This is a genomic window from Bradyrhizobium sp. SOJA106, from assembly GCF_059448745.1.
Map to the genome: position 1 here is coordinate 2,879,243 of NZ_CM182549.1, position 20,042 is coordinate 2,899,284.

General features: G+C 64.9%; 14 protein-coding genes and 1 pseudogene. 8 read left to right on the forward strand and 7 right to left on the reverse strand.

Features of this window, described 5'->3' with window-relative positions; genetic code table 11:
* The first annotated feature begins 136 nt into the window (after positions 1–136).
* The 3 genes and pseudogenes from AC5V87_RS12880 (at position 137) to AC5V87_RS12890 (ending at position 6,361) form a co-directional block, all read left to right on the forward strand.
* Entirely contained in the window at positions 137–1,831 is a 1,695-nt protein-coding gene (locus tag AC5V87_RS12880; protein WP_495371192.1) for a methyl-accepting chemotaxis protein, read from the forward strand.
* Positions 1,832–1,999: 168 nt separating this feature from the next.
* The gene (locus AC5V87_RS12885; protein WP_456839736.1) at positions 2,000–5,179 is read left to right on the forward strand and encodes an efflux RND transporter permease subunit; all 3,180 of its coding nucleotides are present in this window, start codon (positions 2,000–2,002) and stop codon (positions 5,177–5,179) included.
* Positions 5,166–6,361: pseudogene (locus tag AC5V87_RS12890) on the forward strand (efflux RND transporter periplasmic adaptor subunit). Before AC5V87_RS12885 ends, AC5V87_RS12890 begins: the two are co-directional and overlap by 14 nt.
* Before the next feature lie 182 nt (positions 6,362–6,543).
* On the opposite strand, the gene AC5V87_RS12895 reads toward AC5V87_RS12890, so the two are convergent.
* Complete coding sequence (locus AC5V87_RS12895; RefSeq protein ID WP_495371193.1) at positions 6,544–8,052, reverse strand: acetyl-CoA acetyltransferase; 1,509 nt, start codon at positions 8,050–8,052, stop codon at positions 6,544–6,546.
* A 116-nt stretch (positions 8,053–8,168) separates the two neighbouring features.
* On the reverse strand, positions 8,169–9,302 hold the full coding sequence (locus AC5V87_RS12900; protein WP_495371194.1) for a nitronate monooxygenase: 1,134 nt from the start codon (positions 9,300–9,302) through the stop codon (positions 8,169–8,171).
* Positions 9,303–9,562: 260 nt separating this feature from the next.
* Between AC5V87_RS12900 and yghU the strand changes: the two genes are divergently transcribed.
* Positions 9,563–10,444 (forward strand): glutathione-dependent disulfide-bond oxidoreductase, encoded by an 882-nt coding sequence (yghU, locus tag AC5V87_RS12905; protein WP_456839732.1) that lies wholly within the window; start codon positions 9,563–9,565, stop codon positions 10,442–10,444.
* 131 nt (positions 10,445–10,575) lie between these two features.
* On the opposite strand, the gene AC5V87_RS12910 is transcribed toward yghU, so the two are convergent.
* From AC5V87_RS12910 to AC5V87_RS12920, 3 genes are all read right to left on the reverse strand, one after another.
* Positions 10,576–11,853, reverse strand: coding sequence for an acyl-CoA dehydrogenase family protein (locus tag AC5V87_RS12910; RefSeq protein ID WP_495371195.1), 1,278 nt, complete (start codon positions 11,851–11,853; stop codon positions 10,576–10,578).
* Between the two features lie 287 nt (positions 11,854–12,140).
* A complete protein-coding gene (locus tag AC5V87_RS12915; protein WP_495371196.1) occupies positions 12,141–12,521 on the reverse strand; it encodes a VOC family protein in 381 nt (126 codons plus the stop codon).
* A 133-nt stretch (positions 12,522–12,654) separates the two neighbouring features.
* Positions 12,655–13,434, reverse strand: coding sequence for an SDR family NAD(P)-dependent oxidoreductase (locus AC5V87_RS12920; RefSeq protein ID WP_456839730.1), 780 nt, complete (start codon positions 13,432–13,434; stop codon positions 12,655–12,657).
* 166 nt (positions 13,435–13,600) lie between these two features.
* Here AC5V87_RS12920 and AC5V87_RS12925 point away from each other — a divergent pair, with 166 nt between their 5' ends.
* The 3 genes from AC5V87_RS12925 to AC5V87_RS12935 are packed head-to-tail and all read left to right on the forward strand — an operon-like array spanning position 13,601 to position 15,752.
* Entirely contained in the window at positions 13,601–14,389 is a 789-nt protein-coding gene (locus AC5V87_RS12925) for an enoyl-CoA hydratase/isomerase (RefSeq protein ID WP_456839729.1), read from the forward strand.
* Positions 14,386–15,372, forward strand: a complete 987-nt coding sequence (locus AC5V87_RS12930) for a phosphotransferase family protein (RefSeq protein ID WP_456839728.1) — start codon at positions 14,386–14,388, stop codon at positions 15,370–15,372. The genes AC5V87_RS12925 and AC5V87_RS12930 overlap by 4 nt, the downstream gene beginning before the upstream one ends.
* 2 nt (positions 15,373–15,374) lie before the next feature.
* Positions 15,375–15,752 (forward strand): DUF6285 domain-containing protein, encoded by a 378-nt coding sequence (locus AC5V87_RS12935; protein WP_456839727.1) that lies wholly within the window; start codon positions 15,375–15,377, stop codon positions 15,750–15,752.
* 115 nt (positions 15,753–15,867) lie between these two features.
* Here the strand turns inward: AC5V87_RS12935 and AC5V87_RS12940 are convergent, their stop codons facing one another.
* Positions 15,868–16,647 (reverse strand): enoyl-CoA hydratase-related protein, encoded by a 780-nt coding sequence (locus tag AC5V87_RS12940; protein ID WP_456839726.1) that lies wholly within the window; start codon positions 16,645–16,647, stop codon positions 15,868–15,870.
* Positions 16,648–16,859: 212 nt separating this feature from the next.
* Between AC5V87_RS12940 and AC5V87_RS12945 the strand changes: the two genes are divergently transcribed.
* Positions 16,860–18,134, forward strand: a complete 1,275-nt coding sequence (locus AC5V87_RS12945; protein WP_456839725.1) for an acyl-CoA dehydrogenase family protein — start codon at positions 16,860–16,862, stop codon at positions 18,132–18,134.
* A gap of 117 nt (positions 18,135–18,251) precedes the next feature.
* Here the strand turns inward: AC5V87_RS12945 and AC5V87_RS12950 are convergent, their stop codons facing one another.
* Positions 18,252–19,829: a fatty acid--CoA ligase gene (locus AC5V87_RS12950; protein WP_456839724.1), complete on the reverse strand. Its 1,578-nt coding sequence runs from the start codon at positions 19,827–19,829 to the stop codon at positions 18,252–18,254.
* Between the last annotated feature and the right edge of the window lie 213 nt (positions 19,830–20,042).

Here is a 20,042-nt window from a genome sequence, read left to right on the forward strand (position 1 = left end):
GGATTACCCGTACTCGTACGGGCGCGCAGTTTCATCGATGGTTAAATTCGATTTACAAGAATTGCTCGCGGGCGGCCTCATATGGCGACAGCCCCGGTTGGAATGAGTCCATACCGAAGCGTGCTCTGGGGGGCCGATGCGCAAGAATTTTCCTGTCACCGATATCGAATATCCCGTCAGCGACGAGACGCTGATCGTCTCGCGCACCGACCTCAAGGGCAAGCTCACCTATTTCAACGAGGACTTCATCGCGGCCGCCGGCTTCAGGTCGGCGGAGCTGATGGGCCAGCCGCACAACATCGTCCGCCACCCCGACATGCCGTCGGAGGCGTTCGACAATCTCTGGGACACGCTGAAGGCCGGCAAGCCATGGCTCGGCGCCGTGAAGAACCGCCGCAAGAACGGCGACTTCTACTGGGTGCTGGCGACGGCATCTCCGATCCGTGAGAACGGGCAGGTCAAGGGTTACACCTCGATCCGCACGAGGCTGCCGGCCGACCAGCGCAAGCTCGCCGAAGAGGTCTACGCCGCAATCCGCGAGAAGAAGCCGCATGGCTATCGCATCGATGCCGGCATCATTCGCCGCCGCTCGCTGCTCGACCGCTTCAGCGTCTTCACCGGAACCCTGAGGGCGCGCCTCGTCACGACGATGGCGCTCCAGGCGCTGTTCATGCTCGCGCTTGGCGCCGGTGGTGCGCTCTCCACCGGCGGTTCGACCGGCCTGATCCTGTCGCTGCTGGCCGTCATCGGCGCTGCCAGCGCCGGGTTCGCCGGCGTTGCGACGATGCTGGCGATCAAGGGGCCGATGCAGCACCTCAACGACACCCTGGTCAACCTCGTCCAGGACAAGCTCGACAACCGCATCAACATCGAGCGCGATGACGAGATCGGCGAGGCGCTGCGCAATCTCCAGACCGTCCAGACCATCATCCGCTTCAGCCGCGACGAGGTGCAGGCGGTGCAGCGCCGCGCCGAGGCGCAACGCAAGACCGACATGACCAAGCTGGCCGACGGCTTCGAGGCCGCGATCGGCGAGATCGTCGAGACCGTGTCCTCGGCCGCGACCGAGCTCGAGGCGTCGGCCTCGACGCTGTCCTCGGCCGCGGGCCGCGCCGAGGAACTGGCGACGGCTGTCGCCTCCGGCTCCGACAGGGCCTCCAGCAACGTCCATTCGGTGGCCTCGGCGGCCGAGCAGATGTCGTCCTCGGTGCGCGAGATCAGCCGCCAGGTGCAGGATTCGGCGCGTATCGCCGGCGAGGCGGTCAGCCAGGCGCACGCCACCACCGAGCGGGTCAGCGAATTGTCGCGCGCCGCAGCGCGGATCGGCGACGTTGTCGAGCTCATCAATGCCATCGCGGGTCAGACCAATCTGCTGGCACTGAATGCCACGATCGAGGCGGCGCGGGCCGGCGAGGCCGGCCGCGGCTTCGCGGTGGTTGCGTCCGAGGTCAAGGCGCTGGCCGAGCAGACCGCCAAGGCCACCGGCGAGATTGGCCAGCAGATCGGCGGCATCCAGGCGGCGACCCAGGAATCGGTCAGCGCCATCAGCGAGATCAGCGGCACCATCGCGCGGCTGTCGGAGATATCCTCGATGATCGCGGCGGCCGTGGAGCAGCAGGGCGCGGCGACTCAGGAGATCGCCCGCAACGTGCAGGAAGCGGCCCACGGCACCCAGCAGGTCTCCTCCAACGTCAACGGTGTTCAGCGCGGCGCCTCCGAGACCGGCTCGGCGTCCTCGCAGGTGCTGTCGGCGGCGCAAATGCTGTCGCGCGATTCCAACCGGCTTAAGATGGAGGTCGGCAAGTTCCTGACCAACGTCCGCGCCGCCTGAGGCATGCGGCTGCATGGCTGCGATGTAGATTTCGCAGTGCGGTAGCAGGGAAGTGAATGCAGGACAGCCGCCGGAGATTAGCGTTTCCGGCGGTGCTCGGGTAAAGGGGAAAGGGATCCCCATGGGCGGATTCCGTAAATCCTCGCTCGACCTGGAATTGCCTGACGAATGATCGCTCTGGTCCGAATTGCCCTGAGCCGACCCTATACGTTTGTCGTGCTCGCGCTCCTGCTCCTCATCATCGGACCGCTGGCGGCGCTGCGGACGCCGACCGACATCTTCCCTGATATCCGCATCCCCGTCATCGGCGTGGTCTGGCAGTACACTGGCCTGCCGCCGGACCAGATGTCCGGCCGCATCACGACGCCGTTCCAGCGCGCACTGACGACGACGGTCAACGACATCGAGCACATCACCGCCAACTCCTACAACGGCTTCGGCATCATCAAGATCTTCTTCCAGCCGAACGTCGACATCCGCACCGCCAATGCGCAGGTCACCGCGATCTCGCAGACGCTGCTCAAGCAGATGCCGCCGGGCGCGACGCCGCCCCTGATCCTGAACTATTCCGCCTCGACCGTGCCGATCATCCAGGTGGCGCTCTCGGGCGAGGGCCTCACCGAGCAGAACCTCGCCGATATCGGCATCAACCAGCTGCGAACACCGCTGGTCACCGTGCCGGGCGCGGCGATCCCCTATCCGTTCGGCGGCAAGCAGCGCCAGGTGCAGATCGACCTCGATCCCTCCGCGCTCCAGGCCCGCGGGCTGTCGGGCCAGGACGTCGCCAATGCGCTCGCAGCCCAGAATCTGATCACGCCGGTCGGCACCCAGAAGATCGGCCAGTTCGAGTACAACATCCAGCTCAACAATTCGCCGCTGAAGATCGACGAGCTCGGCAATCTGCCGATCCGCACGGTCAACGGCGCGATGGTCTATGTCCGCGATGTCGCGACCGTGCGCGACGGCAATCCGCCGCAGACCAACATCGTCCATGTCGACGGCAACCGCTCCGTGCTGATGATGGTGCTGAAGGCGGGCACGACCTCGACGCTCGATATCATCGCCGGCATCAAGCAGAAGGTGATCGAGGTCAAGGACCAGCTGCCGGACGCGCTGAAGATCGGCTTCATCGGCGACCAGTCGGTGTTCGTGCGTGGTGCGATCGAGGGTGTCGCGTTCGAAGGCGTGATCGCAGCGCTGCTGACCAGCGTCATGATCCTGTTGTTCCTCGGCAGCTGGCGCTCCACGATCATCATCGCGGTGTCGATCCCGCTCTCGGTGCTGGGCGCCATCATCATGCTTTCGGCGATCGGCGAGACGCTGAACATCATGACGCTCGGCGGTCTCGCGCTCGCCGTCGGCATCCTCGTCGACGACGCCACCGTGACCATCGAGAACATCAACTACCATCTGGAGCAGGGCAAGCCGGTCGAGCAGTCGATTCTCGACGGCGCCAACCAGATCGTGACACCGGCCTTCGTCTCGCTGCTCTGCATCTGCATCGTGTTCGTGCCGATGTTCTTCCTCAGCGGCGTCGCGCGCTTCCTGTTCGTGCCTATGGCGGAAGCCGTGATGTTCGCGATGATCTGGTCGTTCATCCTGTCGCGCACACTGGTGCCGACTATGGCGAACTACCTCCTGCAGGCGCGTGTCCATCACGACGGCGCCCCGCCGAAGTCACGCAATCCCCTGGTCTGGTTCCAGCGCGGCTTCGAGGCGCGGTTCGAGCGCATCCGCGGCTTCTATCGCGGGCTGCTCGGCCTTGCGCTGGCGCATCGTGCGGTGTTCGTGATCGGCTTCCTCTGCGTGGTCGGCGCATCCTTTGCGCTGGTGCCGTTCCTCGGCCGCAATTTCTTTCCCGCCGTCGACGCCGGCAACATCCTGATGCATGTCCGCACGCAAGTCGGCACCCGCGTCGAGGAGACCGCCAACCAACTCGCCGACGTGCAGAAGGCGGTACGCAAGCTGATCCCGGGCGAGATCGAGACCATGACCGACAACATCGGCATGCCGATCTCCGGCATCAACATGACCTACAACAACACCGGCGTGATCGGCCCGCAGGACGGCGACATCCAGATCAAGCTGAAGGAAGGCCACAAGCCGACCGAGGAGCATGTGAAGGTGCTGCGTGAGCAGCTGCCGCGGCTGTTCCCCGGCGTCAGCTTCGCGTTCCTGCCCGCCGACATCGTCAGCCAGATCCTGAATTTCGGCGCGCCGGCGCCGATCGACCTGCAGATCCGCGGCGCCAATCTCAACGCCAACTTCGCTTACGCCAACAGCTTGCTGGCCAAAGTCCGCAAGATCCCGGGCGTTGCCGATGCGCGCATTCAGCAATCGCCGAACAACCCGACCTTCAACATCGACGTCGACCGCACCCGCGCGCAATATGTCGGCCTGACCGAGCGCGACGTCACCAACAGCCTCGTGGTCAATCTCGCCGGCTCCTCGCAGGTCGCGCCGACCTACTATCTCAACCCGGACAACGGCGTGTCCTACTCGATCGTGATGCAGACGCCGCAATACCAGATCGACTCGCTCAGCGCACTGCAGACGCTGCCGATCACGGCTGCAGGCAATGCGCAGTCGCCGATCCTCGGCGGCATCGCCGACATCAAGCGGTCGACCTCGAGCGCGGTGGTCTCGCAATACGACATCCAGTCGATGGTGCAGATCTTCGCGACGACCTCGGGCCGCGATCTCGGCGTGGTCGCCGCCGACATCCGCAAGGTCATCGCCGACACCGCCAACGACGTGCCGAAGGGCTCGTCCGTGGTGCTACTCGGCCAGGTGCAGACCATGAACAGCGCCTTCACCGGCCTCCTGTTCGGACTGCTTGGTGCCGTCGTGCTGATCTACTTTCTGATTGTCGTGAACTTCCAGTCCTGGTCCGATCCGTTCGTGATCATCACTGCTCTGCCGGCTGCGCTCGCCGGCATCGTCTGGATGCTGTTCATGACGGAGACGACGCTGTCGGTGCCCGCGCTGACAGGCGCGATCATGTGCATGGGCGTTGCCACCGCCAACAGCGTGCTGGTGATCTCCTTCGCGCGCGAACGCTACGAGGAGCTCGGCGATCCCGTCGCGGCTGCGCTCGAAGCCGGCTTCGTCCGGTTTCGTCCGGTGCTGATGACCGCGCTCGCCATGATCATCGGCATGGCGCCGATGGCATTGGGCCTGGGCGAGGGCGGCGAGCAGAATGCGCCACTTGGCCGCGCCGTGATCGGCGGCCTGATCTTTGCAACTTTCGCCACGCTGATGTTTGTTCCCGTGGTGTTCAGCATGGTACACAAGAAACAAGGCGCCAAAGCCGCCGCCTCATCGGAGACACCGCATGTCGCCCACTGAACCACGCTCCCCGGTCTCGCACCGGAAACTGGGCATCTTCGGCGTGGTGGCGCTGATCGCGGCAGGCCTCGTCGTCGGCACCGGCATCCGGGCCCGCGAAGACCAGGGCTCCAAGCTGAAGGAGTGGACCGAGGACCAGGCCGTCCCCAGCGTTGCGGTGACCCTGCCCAACGCCAAGTCCCTCAATGCCACCATCGACCTGCCGGGCCGGCTGGAGGCCTATTACCGCGCGCCGATTTTCGCGCGTGTCTCGGGCTATCTGAAGAGCTGGAGCGCCGATATCGGCGCGCGGGTCAAGGCCGGGCAGGTGATTGCCGAGATCGAGGCGCCCGATCTCGACCAGCAATTGCTTCAGGCCCGCGCCGACCTCGCCAGCCAGCAGGCCAGCGCCAGGCTGTCGGAAGCCACCCTCAACCGCCGCAAGACGCTGGTCGCCTCCAACTTCGTCTCCGCGCAGGAGATCGACGAGCGCACCGCCGATCTCTCCAACAAGAACGCGGCGGTGAAGTCCGGCCCGTCGAGCGGCTTGAAGCGCTGGCCGGCTATAAGAAGATCACGGTGCCGTTCGACGGTGTGGTGACCTCGCGCGACACCGACGTCGGCGCGCTGATCAACGCCGGCGGCGGCTCGGGCCCGGCGATGTTCGTGGTCTCCGACATCACCAAGCTGCGCGTCTACGTCAACGTGCCCCAGAACTACGTGCCGGCGATCAAGATCGGCGCCAAGGCCACCATCACGCTGCCTGAGTATCCGAACCGGACCTTCCAGGCGACGGTGGAAGCCTCCTCGCAGGCAGTCGACGTCGCCTCCGGCACCACGCGCATGCAGCTCGGCCTCGACAACTCCTCCGGCGAGCTGATGCCCGGCGGCTATGCCAGCGTGAAGCTGAACCTCCAGCGCGACTCTGCGCCGCTCAGCATCCCGGCCAGCGCCCTGATCTTCAACGGCAGCGGCCTGCGCGTCGCAACTGTCGGCGCCGACGACAAGGTGCTGTTCAAGACCGTGACCGTCGCCCGCGATCTCGGCCGCGAGATCGAGCTCGCCTCGGGCATCGCCGCGGACGACCGCGTCATCACCGCCCCGCCGGACGGCCTCTCCGATGGCGACCAGGTCCGCGTGGTTGGCGCCGGCGCCAAGGGCAAGCCGGCGACGGCATCCGAGAAGCAGGCGCCGAAGAGCTGAAGACTGTCTCGTGCCCGGACGCGGCGCAGCACCACAAGCGCGTTTACGCGCGTCTTTGATGCGCTATGGTGGTGCGCTGCTGAGCCGGGGCCCATCTCTCCTCGCTGTCTTGTGTAGCTTTCTGGTCCCGGCTCTGCGGAGCGGCATGGCATGCCGCGCCGCGTCCGGGACAAGAGAGGGAGCTATGCCACCTGCCACTCCGGCACGCCATCCGCGGCCATATTGACCTCGCCGAGCGAACCCACCGGCGTGCGGTCCATATTCAGCAGATGCGCCAGCGTCGCATTATCGCTCGCTGGAATCCGCGCCAGCGTGCGCCGGTCATGTTCGGTCCGCAGCATCACGACGCCATGCTCGACCTCGCCGCCACGGCCGTAGAGCACCGTAAAACTCTCGACCTTGCCCTTGCCCGAGGCCTTCGTGACGAACTCAGGTACCGCGCGCTTGTTGCGGTCGGCCTCCGCCTGGACGCTCGTCTCGTGCGCCAGCGCCTCGCGCGGCGGCGCCTTCGCCACCACCAGCGCATGGTGCTTGGTGACGAAGCCGCCCTGGCCGTAGAGCAGGCCGAGCCTGGCGCCGTCGCGCAGGCGCCGCACCATCGCGCAGGCCGCATGCGTCATGTAGGTATTTAGCGGCGCGCCGAAGAAGGTGAGGCCCCCGGTCACGGTCGGCTGGACGTCATCGGAAAGACCCAGCGTCCGCCGCGCCATCTTCGGCACGCAGGGAAAGCAGCTGTAGAGCTCGATCGCGTCGAACTTCTTGCCGTCGCCACCGGCGAGGTCCATCACGCTTCTGAGCACCGCGTTCTGCGGATGGCTTTCGTAGAACTGGTCACGCAGGAGATAATCGCGCGGCTCTTCCGCCGAGGCCCCGCCGAGTGGATAGACCAGCTTGTCTTCGGCGATGCCCGCTGCGCGCACCTTGGCGAGGCTGGTCAGCAGCAGCGCGCCGCCCATGTTGACGCTGGGATTGGCGACCATCAGCTTGTTGTAGGGCCAGGCGATCAGACGGTTGTCCGCAGTCGGCGTCGTGATCTCCTCCGGCGCATAACGCCGCTTCAGCCAGGCGCTGGGATTTTGCGCGGCAGCTTCCGAATAGCGCGACCACAGCGTGCCTGACTCCGCCATGGCCTCGCGCGGCGTCTGGCCCCAATGCGCCGAGGAGGCCGCCTCGTAGAACGGATAGACCGTGACGGGCCGGAACACGCCGAGCTTCACCGCCAGCGGCTTCTGGAACGCCGCGCCGCGCTTGGGCTCCTCGACGTCATGGGCGAACGGCGTCCATGGCAGCTTGACGCCGGCGCGCTCCGCCTTGGTTGCGGTCGACTGCGCCTCCGCGCCACACACTGCCGCCACAGTGCATTCGCCGCGCGCGATGCGCTTGGCTGCCTCGTGGATGTAGCGGATCGGGCTCTCGCCGCCGACCGGCCCGTAATAGCAATGCGCCGGCGAGATGCCGAGACGTTGCGCCAGCAGTTTTTCCGGATCGCGATAGCGCCAGCTCAGGAAATTAACGACGTCGAGCGATTGCACCTCGCCGAGCAGCTTTGCGCCAGCGTCAGCCTCGGCGCGCCGCAGCGCCTGTTCGAGCAGATCGAGCGGCTCGAGGCCTTCGGTGATCTCCTTGGGGCGGTCGACGATCTCGCCGATGCCGACGATGACGGGGATACGATCTTCGGGGGTATTGGTCATTTCTTCTTCAATTCACGATGTTAGTTGTTCGTCATTGCGAGCGCAGCGAAGCAATCCAGAATCTTTCCGCAGAGGCAGTCTGGATTGCTTCGCTGCGCTCGCAATGACGACTGGGATTAGTCCGCCACCAGCGCATTCATGTGCTCGACGGCTTCGGCGAAATCTTCCTTGAACTCCTGCACCACCGCGCCGGCCGACTTCACGCTGTCGATCAGCCCGACGCCCTGGCCGACGAAATAGCTGACGAGATCGCGCGCCTTCGCATTGCCGCTTGCGGCGGCGCGATCGATCGAATTGAACGCATCGCGGCTGATGATGCTCTGCAGCGGCATCGGCAGCGCACCCGGGCTTTCCGGCGCGCGGTCCCAGGCATCGGTCCAGACCGAACGGAGTTGCCGCGCCGGCTTGCCGGTGCGGCCCTTCGAGCGGATCGCATCGCGCGAGGACGCCGCGATCATCTTCTCGCGAAAGACCTCGCTGGTCTCGGCCTCGACGGTCGCGAGCCACACCGAGCCGGTCCATGCGCCCGCCGCGCCCATCGCCATGCAGGCGGCCATCTGCCGGCCCGTCATGATGCCGCCGGCCGCGAGCACGGGCACGTCGCGGATATTCTTGATCGCCTTGATCACCTCCGGCACCAGCACCATGGTCGAAACCTCGCCGCAATGGCCGCCGGCCTCGGTGCCCTGCACCACGAGGATGTCGACGCCGGCCGCGACCTGGCGCAGCGCGTGCTCCTTGGCACCGACGAGCGCGGCCACGGGCACGCCGTGCGACTTGCCCATCTCGATCATCGCCTTCGGCGGCACGCCGAGCGCATTCGCGATCAGGCGGATCGGATGATTGAAGGAGATCTCGAGCATCTCCAGCGCCGTCTTGGCGTCGAACGGCTGAGGTTGATCGTCGGCAACGCTCGTCGTGGTCAGCTCGATATCGTACTTCTTCAAGAGGTCGCGCGTGTAGGCGCGGTGCTGTTGCGGCACGCGCGCCTCAAGGCTCTTCCAGGTGACGTCCTTCTCGCCTGCAGTCGAGATGTTTTCCGGGATCAGCACGTCGATGCCATAGGGCCTGCCGTCGACGTGATCGTCGATCCATTTCAGCTCGCGTTCGAGCGTATCGGGCGTGTGCGCGGTGGCACCTAACACGCCAAAGCCGCCGGCACGGCTGACGGCGGCAACGACATCGCGGCAATGGCTGAAGGCGAGCAACGGGAACTCGATGCCCAGCATGTCACAGATCGGCGATTTCATGGTCCTCTCCCGGCGCGCGTTCGACGAGACTGTGCCCTCATCGTCGTGCGCGATGCCATGCCGGATTCCAGCGCGCATCTTGCGTGCAGGCGCCACGTCGCGCGACGGGCCATTGCCCTCGCAACCATGCGCGGCCTAACGAGGTTGCCGGATGCATGACACCGACCTGAGGCCCGCGCCTGACGCAGAGCCGGCAGGCCTTGCCATCGACCGCGCGCGGGCTAATTAATGCAGGCGCATCTTTTTGCCGGAGCCCCCGCATGACCGACGCCCCCGCCTACGTGCCGCCCAAAGTCTGGACCTGGAACAAGGAGAATGGCGGGCAGTTCGCCAGCATTAACCGGCCCATTGCCGGTCCCACCCACGACAAGGAGCTGCCGGTCGGCAAGCATCCCCTCCAGCTCTATTCGCTGGGGACCCCGAACGGGGTGAAGGTCACGGTGATGCTGGAGGAGCTGCTGGCGCTCGGCCACAAGGGTGCCGAATACGACGCCTGGCTGATCAGGATCGGCAATGGCGACCAGTTCGGCAGCGGCTTCGTCAACATCAACCCGAACTCGAAGATCCCGGCGCTGATGGACCGCTCGGGTCCGGAGCCGATCCGTGTTTTCGAATCCGGCTCGATCCTGTTCTACCTCGCCGAGAAGTTCGGCGCCTTTCTGCCGAAGGACATCAAGACCCGCACCGAGGCTATGTCCTGGCTGTTCTGGCAGATGGGCAGCGCGCCCTATCTCGGCGGCGGTTTCGGCCATTTCTACGCCTACGCCCCGACCAAGATCGAATACGCCATCGATCGCTTTGCGATGGAGACCAAGCGCCAGCTCGACGTGCTCGACCGGCGCCTCGCCGACAACGAGTACCTCGCGGGCAAGGAGTACACCATCGCCGACATCGCGGTGTGGCCGTGGTACGGCGCGCTCGCCAAGGGGCTGGTCTACGGCGCCGGCGAATTTTTGTCGGTGCAGGACTACAAGAACGTGCAGCGCTGGACCGACCAGATCGCGCAACGCCCCGCCGTGAAGCGCGGCCGCATGGTCAACCGCGTCTCCGGCGATCCCTCAAGCCAGCTCCACGAGCGGCACGACGCGAGCGATTTCGAGACGAAGACGCAGGACAAGGTCGAGGCGGCGAAGACTGCGTAACTCCCAGGTATTGTAGGGTGGGCAAAGCGAAGCGTGCCCACGCGTTTATTGCTAGCGGAGAGAGGTCGTGGGCACGGCGCGTTGCGCCTTTGCCCACCCTACGGTTCTTCCCGCGTCAGGAGAGGCGAGGTTCACGCCATGCTCAGCTCGTGGCGGCCGACCACCATCCAGTGCACCTCGTCCGGACCGTCGGCAAAGCGCAGATGACGGACGTCCTGATACATCTCGGCGAGCGGGGTCCAGTGCGAGATGCCGGTGGCGCCATGCATCTGGATCGCCTGGTCGATGATCTTGCAGGCGCGCTCGGGCACCATGGCCTTGACCATGGAGACCCAGACCCGAGCCTCCTTATTGCCGAGCACGTCCATCGCCTTCGCTGCTTTCAGCACCATCAGCCGCATCGCCTCGATCTCGCAGCGCGCCTGCGCGATGATCTGCATGTTGCCGCCGAGATGGGCGATCTTCTTGCCGAACGCTTCGCGGGTGAGGCCACGCTGCACCATCAGGTCGAGCGCCTTCTCGGCCTTGCCGATAGTGCGCATGCAGTGATGGATGCGGCCGGGTCCGAGGCGCAGCTGCGAGATCTCGAAGCCGCGGCCTTCGCCGAGCAGAATGTTCTCCTTGGGAACGCGCACATTGTTGAAGCGCATGTGCATGTGGCCGCGCGGCGCGTGGTCCTGGCCGAACACGTACATCGGGCCGAGCACTTCGACGCCGGGCGTGTCGCGCGGCACCAGGATCTGTGACTGCTGCTTGCTCGGCGCCGCATCCGGATTTGTCTTCACCATCACGATGAGGATCTTGCAGCGGGGATCGCCCAAGCCGGAGATGTAATATTTCTCGCCGTTCATGACCCATTCGTCCCCGACGAGCTTTGCCGTCGTCGAGATGTTCTTGGCATCGGAGGAGGCGACGTTCGGCTCGGTCATGACATAGGCCGAGCGGATCTCGCCGTTGAGCAGGGGCTTGAGCCACTTCTCCTTCTGCTCCTTGGTGCCAACGCGCTCCAGCACCTCCATGTTGCCGGTGTCGGGCGCCGAGCAGTTCATGGTTTCGGACGCCAGCGGGCTCTTGCCGAGCTCGGCCGCGATATAGGCGTAATCGAGGTTCTTCAGGCCCTGGCCAGTCTCATCATCGGGCAGAAAGAAATTCCAGAGGCCTTCCTGCTTGGCCTTGTTCTTGGCCTTCTCCAGCACCTCGAGCTGCTTCGGCGTGAAGCTCCAGCGATCCTCCTTGCCTTCGCCGGCCTTGGCGAACTCGATCGACATCGGCTCGACGGTGTCGCGGATGAACCTCTTGACGTGATCGTAGAGCGGCCGGACCTGGTCCGACATGCGCAGATCGTTCAGCTCGTCGCCGGGATTGAGCGTGTAGTTGGTGGTGCGGGGAATGTAGGCGTGTTTTGTCATTGGTCCTCCCGGGGGCGCTGAGTTCGTGTTGGCCGCAAGAATAGTCGCAGCCTCGCCAAAGTGCGAGCGCGTATTTTCTCGCGCGAGCCATGCCACGCGATGGAATTTCGCGACGGCGTTTGAAATGTTGTTTGAATGAGGGTGAGTGGCAGGCGCGGGCCGCGCTCACCGCTGTCATCGCCCGCGAAGGCGGGCGATCCAGTACGCCGTGACGTCAGCGTTTCACGGAGAAGCCGTGGCGTACTGGATTCCCCGCTTTCGCGGGGAACGACACCGTCCTAGAGCAATCAAATCGGCATCCGGTGCATCGCGCAGATCTTGTTGCCGTCGAGATCGCGCAAATAGGCGAGATAAAGCTTGTTTCCCGCGCCCTCGCGGATGCCGGGCGGATCCTCGATCGGCGTTCCGCCGGCCGCGACGCCGGCGGCGTGCCATTTGTCGACCTGCTCGGGTGAGTTGGCGGCAAAGCCGATCGTGCCGCCGTTCGCGCAGGTCGCCGGCTCGCCGTTGATCGGCTTGGAGACGGAGAACACGCCGGTCTTGGTGATGTAAAAGATGCGGTGCCCGTCGACCCGCGCCGGTCGCACGTCGAGCGTGCTCAGCAGGCTGTCGTAGAACGCCTTGGCTTTGTCCAGATCGTTGGTGCCGATCATCACATGTGAAAACATCTGCCTGTCCCCTCTGCGCTTACAGACTCGGAAAAACCGTAGGGTAGGCAAAGCGCAGCGTGCCCACCACTGCAAATCGAAAACCGAATTGGTGGGCACGCCGCAAGTGCGGCTTTGCCCACCCTAGGAGATATCAAAACGCCGTATAGCCGCCGTCGATCACGAACGTATCCGCGGTGTGATACGATGACGCCTTGCTCATCAGATACACGGCAATGCCGCCGAAATCGGATGCCTCGCCGAAGCGCCGCACCGGAATCCGCGGCATCACGTTGGCGACGAACTTTTCGTTGGCCATGAGACCTGATGTCATGTCGCTCTTGATCCAGCCGGGCAGGATCGCATTCGCGGTGACGCCGTGGCGCGCCAACTCGACGCCGAGCGCGCGCACCAGCGCGTTGATGGCGGCCTTGGTCGCGGCATAATGCTCGTTGCGCGCGGTGCCGAAGATCGAGGCGAGGCTCGAGGTCGCAACCAGCCGGCCAAAGGGATCGCCGGCATTGGCACGCTCGGTCATGTGCTTCGCGGCGGCCTGGAACGCGTGGAACACGCCGTCGAGATTGGTCGCGAACATCGTGCGCCATTCCTCTTCGGTGCGCTCGATGAAGGCGCGTCGTCCGCCGCCGCCGATGCCGGCATTGGCGAAGCAGCCGTCGACCCGGCCGAAAATGTCGAGCGTCGCCTTCATCGCGGCATTGACCGAGGCCGGATCGCTGACGTCGCAGACGCGGCTGTCGACCTTGCCTGACAGCCCCGCCAAGCTCGCGGCAGCGGCCTTGTTCTTGTCAGCATTGCGGCCCCAGATCGAGACGTTGCAGCCCTGGCCGGCGAGCGCCTGCGCTATGCCGAGCCCGATGCCGCCGTTGCCGCCGGTGATCACGGCGACGCGGCCGGTGAGGTCGAAAAGGGTCATGGCGCGTTTCCTGTTCTTGATATGAGGGGCATCAGCCGCTGCGCACAAGATTGCTTGCTATGCTCTGATCACCATGGACAAGGCCGCGACAAAAATCAAATATGCGCGCCGGAAAAAGAAATTCCGGTCTGCGAAACTGACGCGGTCCGCAACTGACGAGGAAACCATGCAGTTCAAACATGTCACGCTCGATTTCGATGGCTCGGTCGCGGTTCTCCGGCTCGACCATCAGGAGGTGATGAACGCGGTCTCCGTGGACATGCTGGGCGGCCTTGCCGAGGCGCTGGACGCGATCGAGGAGAAGAAGGACGAGGTGCGCTGCATCGTGCTGACCGGCGCCGGGCGCGCGTTCTGCACCGGTGCGAATCTGCAGGGCCGCAACAACCAGTCGAAGAAGACCAAGGCCGGCCTGACGCTCGAGACCGGCTTTCATCCCTTCCTCCGCCGCATCCGCAATCTGCACTGCCCGATCATCACCGCGGTCAACGGGCCGGCCGCGGGCGCCGGCATGAGCTTCGCCCTGCTCGGCGACATGATTCTTTGCGCTCGCTCGTCGTATTTCCTGCAAGCGTTCCGCCGCATTGGCCTCGTGCCGGATTGCGGCTCGACCTGGCTCTTGCCGCGCCTCGTCGGCCGGGCGCGCTCGATCGAATTGTCGCTGATGGGCGAGCGCCTGCCGGCCGAAAAGGCGCTGGAATGGGGCCTCGTCAACCGCGTCTATGACGACGGCGTGCTGATGGAGGAGGCGATGAAGCTCGCGCGCGATCTCGCCAGCGGGCCGACAGTGGCGCTGTCGCTGATCCGCAAGCTCTATTGGGACAGCCCGGAAAATTCCTTCGAGGAGCAGCTCAATCTCGAATTCCAGTGCCAGCTTCGTGCCGGCGACACCGAGGATTTCCGTGAGGGCGTTGGCGCGTTCCTGGAGAAGCGGCCCGCACAGTTCAAAGGCAAATGATCGAGGCGGAGCTTTCGCGCAGCGTCAAGCGCTGGTGCAAGGGCGCGACAGGCGTCACCGGCGCGGCAAAACTGTCCGGCGGCGCCAGTCAGGAGACCTGGCGCTTCGACATTGTGCATCCCGACGGGGCGATCGGCGCGATCCTGCGCCGCTCGCCTAAGGGCTATGGCGCCGCGCCAACGCGCGCGGCCGGACTCGCCGCCGAGGCGCAGCTGATGCAGCTCGCTTACGAAGCCGGCGTGCCTTCGCCGCGGGTGATGCATGTGCTGACGCCGGAAGACGATCTGGGCACTGGCTTTATCATGCAACGCGTCGAGGGCGAGACCATCGCGCGCAAGATCCTGCGCGATGAGGAGTTCGCGGCGGCGCGGCCCATCCTCGCGCGGCAGATCGGCGGCGTGCTCGCCGGCCTGCATCGGCTGCCGCAGGACAAATTGCCCGAGCTGCGCAGCCGGGGCGCGACCCAGGAGATCTCAGAGTTCGAGCGCGACTATCGCAGCCTGAACTGGCCAAAGCCGGTGTTCGAGCTGGCGCTGCGCTGGCTGCGCGATCACGATCCGGGTCCCTCAGTCGAGACCACGCTGGTGCATGGCGATTTCCGCAACGGCAATCTCATCATCGGCGCTGATGGCGTTCGCGCTGTGCTCGACTGGGAGCTCGCCCATCTCGGCGACCCCATGGAGGATCTCGGCTGGGTCTGCGTCAACTCCTGGCGCTTTGGCGAGATCGACAAGCCCGTCGGCGGCTTTGGCTCGCGCGAGGAGCTGTTCGCCGGCTACGAAGCGGCAGGCCGCAAGGTCGATCCGGCGCGCGTCAAATTCTGGGAAGTGATGGGGACGCTGCGCTGGGGCATCATGTGCGGCGGCATGATGCAGCGTTTTCGCGAGGGGCCGGACCATTCCATGGAGCGCGCCATGATCGGCCGCCGCGCCAGCGAGAGCGAGATCGATCTGCTGCGGCTGCTTGCGCCGCGGGGAGGGTAGACATGCAGGACGAGCCGACCCCGATCGAGCTGACCAAGGCGGTCGCCGATTTCCTTCGCAACGACATCACGCCGCTGATCTCCGGCCATCATGCCTTCAAGCTGCGCGTCGCCATCAACATCCTCGATCTCGTCACGCGACAGCTGACGCAGGAGGCGGGGAGCGATGCGCGAGAGGTCGAGCGGCTGCGTGCGCTGCTCGGCATCGACGGCTCGGTGATCGAGCTGAACCGGGTGCTCGCCGATCGCATCGCCAAGGGCGAGGTCGATCTGACAACGCCCGGCCTCGCCGAGCATCTGTGGGCAACCACGATGGACAAGCTCGCCGTCGATCAGCCGAATTACGCGTCCTACAAGCGGGAGCTCGGGCGGGGAGGGTAGGCGGCGCTGCATCCACCGTCATTGCGAGCGCAGCGAAGCAATCCAGAGTCTCTACGCAGATGAGTCTGGATTGCTTCGTCGCAAGGGCTCCTCGCAATGACGGCCGAGACACCTTTTACTTCCCCACCCATTTCGGCGGCCGCTTCTCCGAGAACGCTTTCGGGCCCTCGATGTAGTCCTGCGAAGCCACCATCGCTTTCACCGCTGGATATTCGCGCTGTTCCTCGATCGCCTGCTCCAGCGACACGCCGAGCCCCCGCTGGATGGCCTGTTTGGACGCGCGGATCGACATCGGCGAGTTCTTGGTGATCATCTCGGCCCACCGCAATGCGGCAGCGAGCGCTTCGCCTTGCGGCACCACCTCGTTGACGAAGCCGAGCTCGTGGCCTTCCCTGGCGCTGACATGGCGCGCGGTGAGGATCATGCCCATCGCGCGCTTCAGCCCAATCTGGCGCGGCAGCCGGTGCAGGCCGCCGGCGAGTGCGGCGAGGCCAACGCGCGGCTCGGGCAGCGCGAAGGTCGCATTCTCCGAGGCGATGATGAGGTCGCAGGCGAGCGCGATCTCGAAGCCGCCGCCCATCGCGACGCCGTTGACCGCCGCGATGATGGGCTTGTCGCAATCGAAGCGCGAGGTGAGTCCGGCAAAGCCGCCCTTGTCCCAGCCGCGCTTGCCGCCCGCCGCCTGCCACTTCAGGTCGTTGCCGGCGCAGAACGCCTTGTCGCCGCTGCCTGTGACGACCGCGACCCACTGCTCGGGATCGGCGGCGAAATCGTCAAACACCTTGTTGAGCTCGAAATGCGCATCGATGTGCAGCGCGTTGTAGACCTCGGGCCGCGACAGCGTGACGATCGTGATCGGCCCCTTGCGTTCCACGTTCGAAAATTTCAGCTCCATCGCGCGCTCCCGCATTTTCTTCTGAAGGAATATTGGCGTCATACTACCGCGCCTCAGTGCCGGAGCACCATCGAATTGCGCGGGCGCGCCTTGCGCATCCGGCACGCCTCGGCTTGCTTGACTTGACGGCGCTCTTCTCACCTTAATCGTGCGAAGCAAGAACGCGCTAGCGCCTTAACACAAAACGATAAAATCAATCCGGGAGAGAACCTGTGGATTTCTCATTGCCTGCCGATCTCGTCACCTATCTCGGAGAGCTCGATCGTTTCATCGAATGCGAGATCAAGCCGCTGGAGGAGGCCGACGACAACATCCGCTTCTTCGACCATCGCCGCGAATGGGCGCGCACGGATTTCGAGAATGGCGGCCTGCCGCGCCCTGAATGGGAAGCGCTGCTGCGCAAAGCCAAGGATCTCGCGGACGCCGCGGGTCACTTGCGCTTTCCGGTGCCGAAGCAATATGGCGGCAAGGACGGCTCCAATCTCTGGATGGCGGTGATCCGCGAGCACTTTGCCGCGAAGGGCCTCGGGCTGCACAACGATCTCCAGAATGAGCATTCCATCGTCGGCAATTTCCCCGTCGTCACGATGCTCGACCGCTACGGCCGCGACGACCAGAAGGCGATGATCGACGGCTCGATCAAGGGCAAGTATCGCATCACCTTTGGCCTGACCGAACCGCATCACGGCTCGGATGCAACCCACATGGAGACACGCGCGGTGCCGGCGACGCGCGACAACGTCAAGGGCTGGATCATCAACGGCGAGAAGATGTGGACGACGGGCATGCACGTCGCCACGCATTGCGCGCTGTTCGCGCGCACCTCGGGCAATGACGGCGATGCCCGCGGTATCACCTGCTTCCTGGTGCCTGCCAAGAGCCACGGGGTGAAGATCGAGGAGTACATGTGGACCTTCAACATGCCGACCGACCATCCGCGCGTGAGCTTCACCGAGGTGTTCGTGCCCGAGGATGCGCAGTTCGGCGAGGTCGGCCGAGGCCTGTCATTGGCACAGTGCTTTGTCCATCAGAACCGCATCCGCCAGGCGGCGAGCTCGCTCGGCGCGGCGGTCTACTGCATCAACGAGAGCGTGAGATACGCGCGCGAGCGAAAGCCGTTCGGCCGGGCGCTCGCCGAGAACCAGGCGATCCAGTTCCCGCTGGTCGAGCTCGCCACCCAAGCCGAGATGCTGCGCCTTCTGATCCGCAAGACCGCCTGGGAGATGGACCAGCTCACCGAGGAGCAGATCGAGCGCACGCTCTCCGATCGCGTCTCGATGTGCAATTACTGGGCAAACCGTCTCTGCTGTGAATCCGCCGACCGCGCCATGCAGGTCCACGGCGGCATGGGCTATTCACGCCACAAGCCGTTCGAGCACATTTACCGGCACCATCGCCGCTACCGGATCACGGAGGGCAGTGAGGAGATCCAGATGCGCAAGGTGGCGGGGTTCCTGTTCGGCTATATGGGGCCGGGGAAGCACTGAAGCTTGCTCCAGTCTCGTAGGGTGGGCAAAGCGAAGGGTGCCCACGATCTTTCGATTATCGAGCGAGCACGTGGGCACGGCGCTTCGCGCCTTTGCCCACCCTACGGCACCGCGGAATCAATTCACCCGTCGGTCCTTCCCCGCCCAATAGGGCTCGCGCAATTGCCGCCGCAAGATCTTGCCTGACGGATTCCGCGGCAGGGCCGGCAAGAACTCCACGCTCTTCGGCGTCTTGTAGCCGGCGATGCGCTCGCGGGTGAAGTTGATGATATTGGTGGCACTCGCCTGCTTGCCAGGCTTCATCACCACCACGGCCTTCACCGCCTCGCCCCATTTGTCGTCGGGCACGCCGATCACGGCGGCCTCGGCGACGTCAGGATGGTCGCACAGCGCGCTCTCGACCTCGGCGGGATAGATGTTCTCGCCGCCGGAGATGATCATGTCCTTGATGCGGTCGTGGATATAGAGATAGCCGTCCTCGTCCATGTAGCCGGCATCGCCCGTGCGCAGCCAGCCGTCACTGCGCAGCGTCGCGGCGGTCGCCTCCGGCAGGTTCCAATAGCCCGCCATGTTCGAGCCCGAGCGCGTCGCGATCTCGCCGACCTCGCGCGGCGGCAGCGGCTTGCCGTCGGGGTCGAGGATCGCGATCTCGACACCCGGCAGGGCCTTGCCGGCCGAGCGCATCCGCTCGAGACCCTCGACATGATCCTCCGGCGGCAGCGCGACGATGGTGCCGGTCGTCTCGGTCATGCCGTACATCTGCACGAAGCCGCATTTGAAGACCTCGATGCACTCCTTCAGCAGCGCCGCCGGAATCGGGGACGCGCCGTAGAGCATGTATTTCAACCGTGAAAAGTCGACGGTCTTCGCGCGTGGCTGCCGCACCACGAATTGCATCGCCGCCGGCACCATGAACAGTTTTGTGATGCCCGACTGCTCGAAGAAATCCAGCACCTTGGTCGGATCGAACTCGCGCGCGATGACGCCGCGGGCACCGTGATAGAGGCCCATCACGCCCCAGCCGGACCCGCCGATGTGGAAGATCGGCATCGCGACCAGCGAGACGTCGTCGGTCGACCACCGGTTCCACTCCGGCTTGTCCTCCGCATTGCCTGTTTGCACGAGGTTGAGGAAGTTCGCGTGGCTCAGCATCGCGCCCTTCGGCTTGCCCGTCGTGCCCGAGGTGTAGAGCTGGATCGCGATGTCGTTGGTGTCGATCGGCACCTTCGGGTCGGCGCCGCTCTGTGCATCGCGCCAGGCTGTGAAATCCTGCCACTCCGGGGCACCGCCTTCAGTCGTGATGATCGTGCGCACGTCTGATATCTGATCCCTGATCTGCCGGACCTGCGTGATGAACTCCGGCCCGACGAACAGCACCGGCGCCTTGCAATCGGAGACGATGAAGGCGACCTCCGGGCCGGCGAGCCGCCAGTTCACCGGCGCCATGACGACGCCGGCCTTCATCGCGCCCATCAGCAATTCGAAATAGAGATCGCTGTTCTTGCCGAGATAGGCGATGCGGTCGCCCTTCTTCAAGCCCATGGCGAGGAGCGCGTTGGCGACCTTGTTGGTCTTGACATCGAACTCGGCAAAGCTGGTGATGCGACCCTCGAACTCAAAGGCAATGGCGTCGCCGCGGCTCGTCGCGCGCTCGCGCACCATGTCGGCGAGGTTCGCCAATGGCTGTGTGGACATGTCTCTCCCGTGGCGTTTTGTTTTGTGCCGGGGAGTGTGGCGTTATCCGCAGGTGAAGACAAGATGCGAGAAGGCCAGCCATGGTCTCGTGTCCCGGACGCGCTGCAGCGCGCACAAGCGCGTTCACGCGCGTCTTCAACGCGCTATGCACTGCTGCGCAGAGCCGGGACCCATTCATTGCGTACGCCGAGAGATGGACCCCGGCTCAGCAGC

What these genes read in the sequence shown, in the direction of transcription:
- AC5V87_RS12880 (WP_495371192.1), top strand. Translation starts at nt 137, where the DNA reads ATGCGCAAGAATTTTCCTGTCACCGATATCGAATATCCCGTCAGCGAC.
- AC5V87_RS12885 (WP_456839736.1), top strand. Translation starts at nt 2,000, where the DNA reads ATGATCGCTCTGGTCCGAATTGCCCTGAGCCGACCCTATACGTTTGTC.
- AC5V87_RS12895 (WP_495371193.1), bottom strand. Translation starts at nt 8,052, where the DNA reads ATGACCAATACCCCCGAAGATCGTATCCCCGTCATCGTCGGCATCGGC.
- AC5V87_RS12900 (WP_495371194.1), bottom strand. Translation starts at nt 9,302, where the DNA reads ATGAAATCGCCGATCTGTGACATGCTGGGCATCGAGTTCCCGTTGCTC.
- yghU (WP_456839732.1), top strand. Translation starts at nt 9,563, where the DNA reads ATGACCGACGCCCCCGCCTACGTGCCGCCCAAAGTCTGGACCTGGAAC.
- AC5V87_RS12910 (WP_495371195.1), bottom strand. Translation starts at nt 11,853, where the DNA reads ATGACAAAACACGCCTACATTCCCCGCACCACCAACTACACGCTCAAT.
- AC5V87_RS12915 (WP_495371196.1), bottom strand. Translation starts at nt 12,521, where the DNA reads ATGTTTTCACATGTGATGATCGGCACCAACGATCTGGACAAAGCCAAG.
- AC5V87_RS12920 (WP_456839730.1), bottom strand. Translation starts at nt 13,434, where the DNA reads ATGACCCTTTTCGACCTCACCGGCCGCGTCGCCGTGATCACCGGCGGC.
- AC5V87_RS12925 (WP_456839729.1), top strand. Translation starts at nt 13,601, where the DNA reads ATGCAGTTCAAACATGTCACGCTCGATTTCGATGGCTCGGTCGCGGTT.
- AC5V87_RS12930 (WP_456839728.1), top strand. Translation starts at nt 14,386, where the DNA reads ATGATCGAGGCGGAGCTTTCGCGCAGCGTCAAGCGCTGGTGCAAGGGC.
- AC5V87_RS12935 (WP_456839727.1), top strand. Translation starts at nt 15,375, where the DNA reads ATGCAGGACGAGCCGACCCCGATCGAGCTGACCAAGGCGGTCGCCGAT.
- AC5V87_RS12940 (WP_456839726.1), bottom strand. Translation starts at nt 16,647, where the DNA reads ATGGAGCTGAAATTTTCGAACGTGGAACGCAAGGGGCCGATCACGATC.
- AC5V87_RS12950 (WP_456839724.1), bottom strand. Translation starts at nt 19,829, where the DNA reads ATGTCCACACAGCCATTGGCGAACCTCGCCGACATGGTGCGCGAGCGC.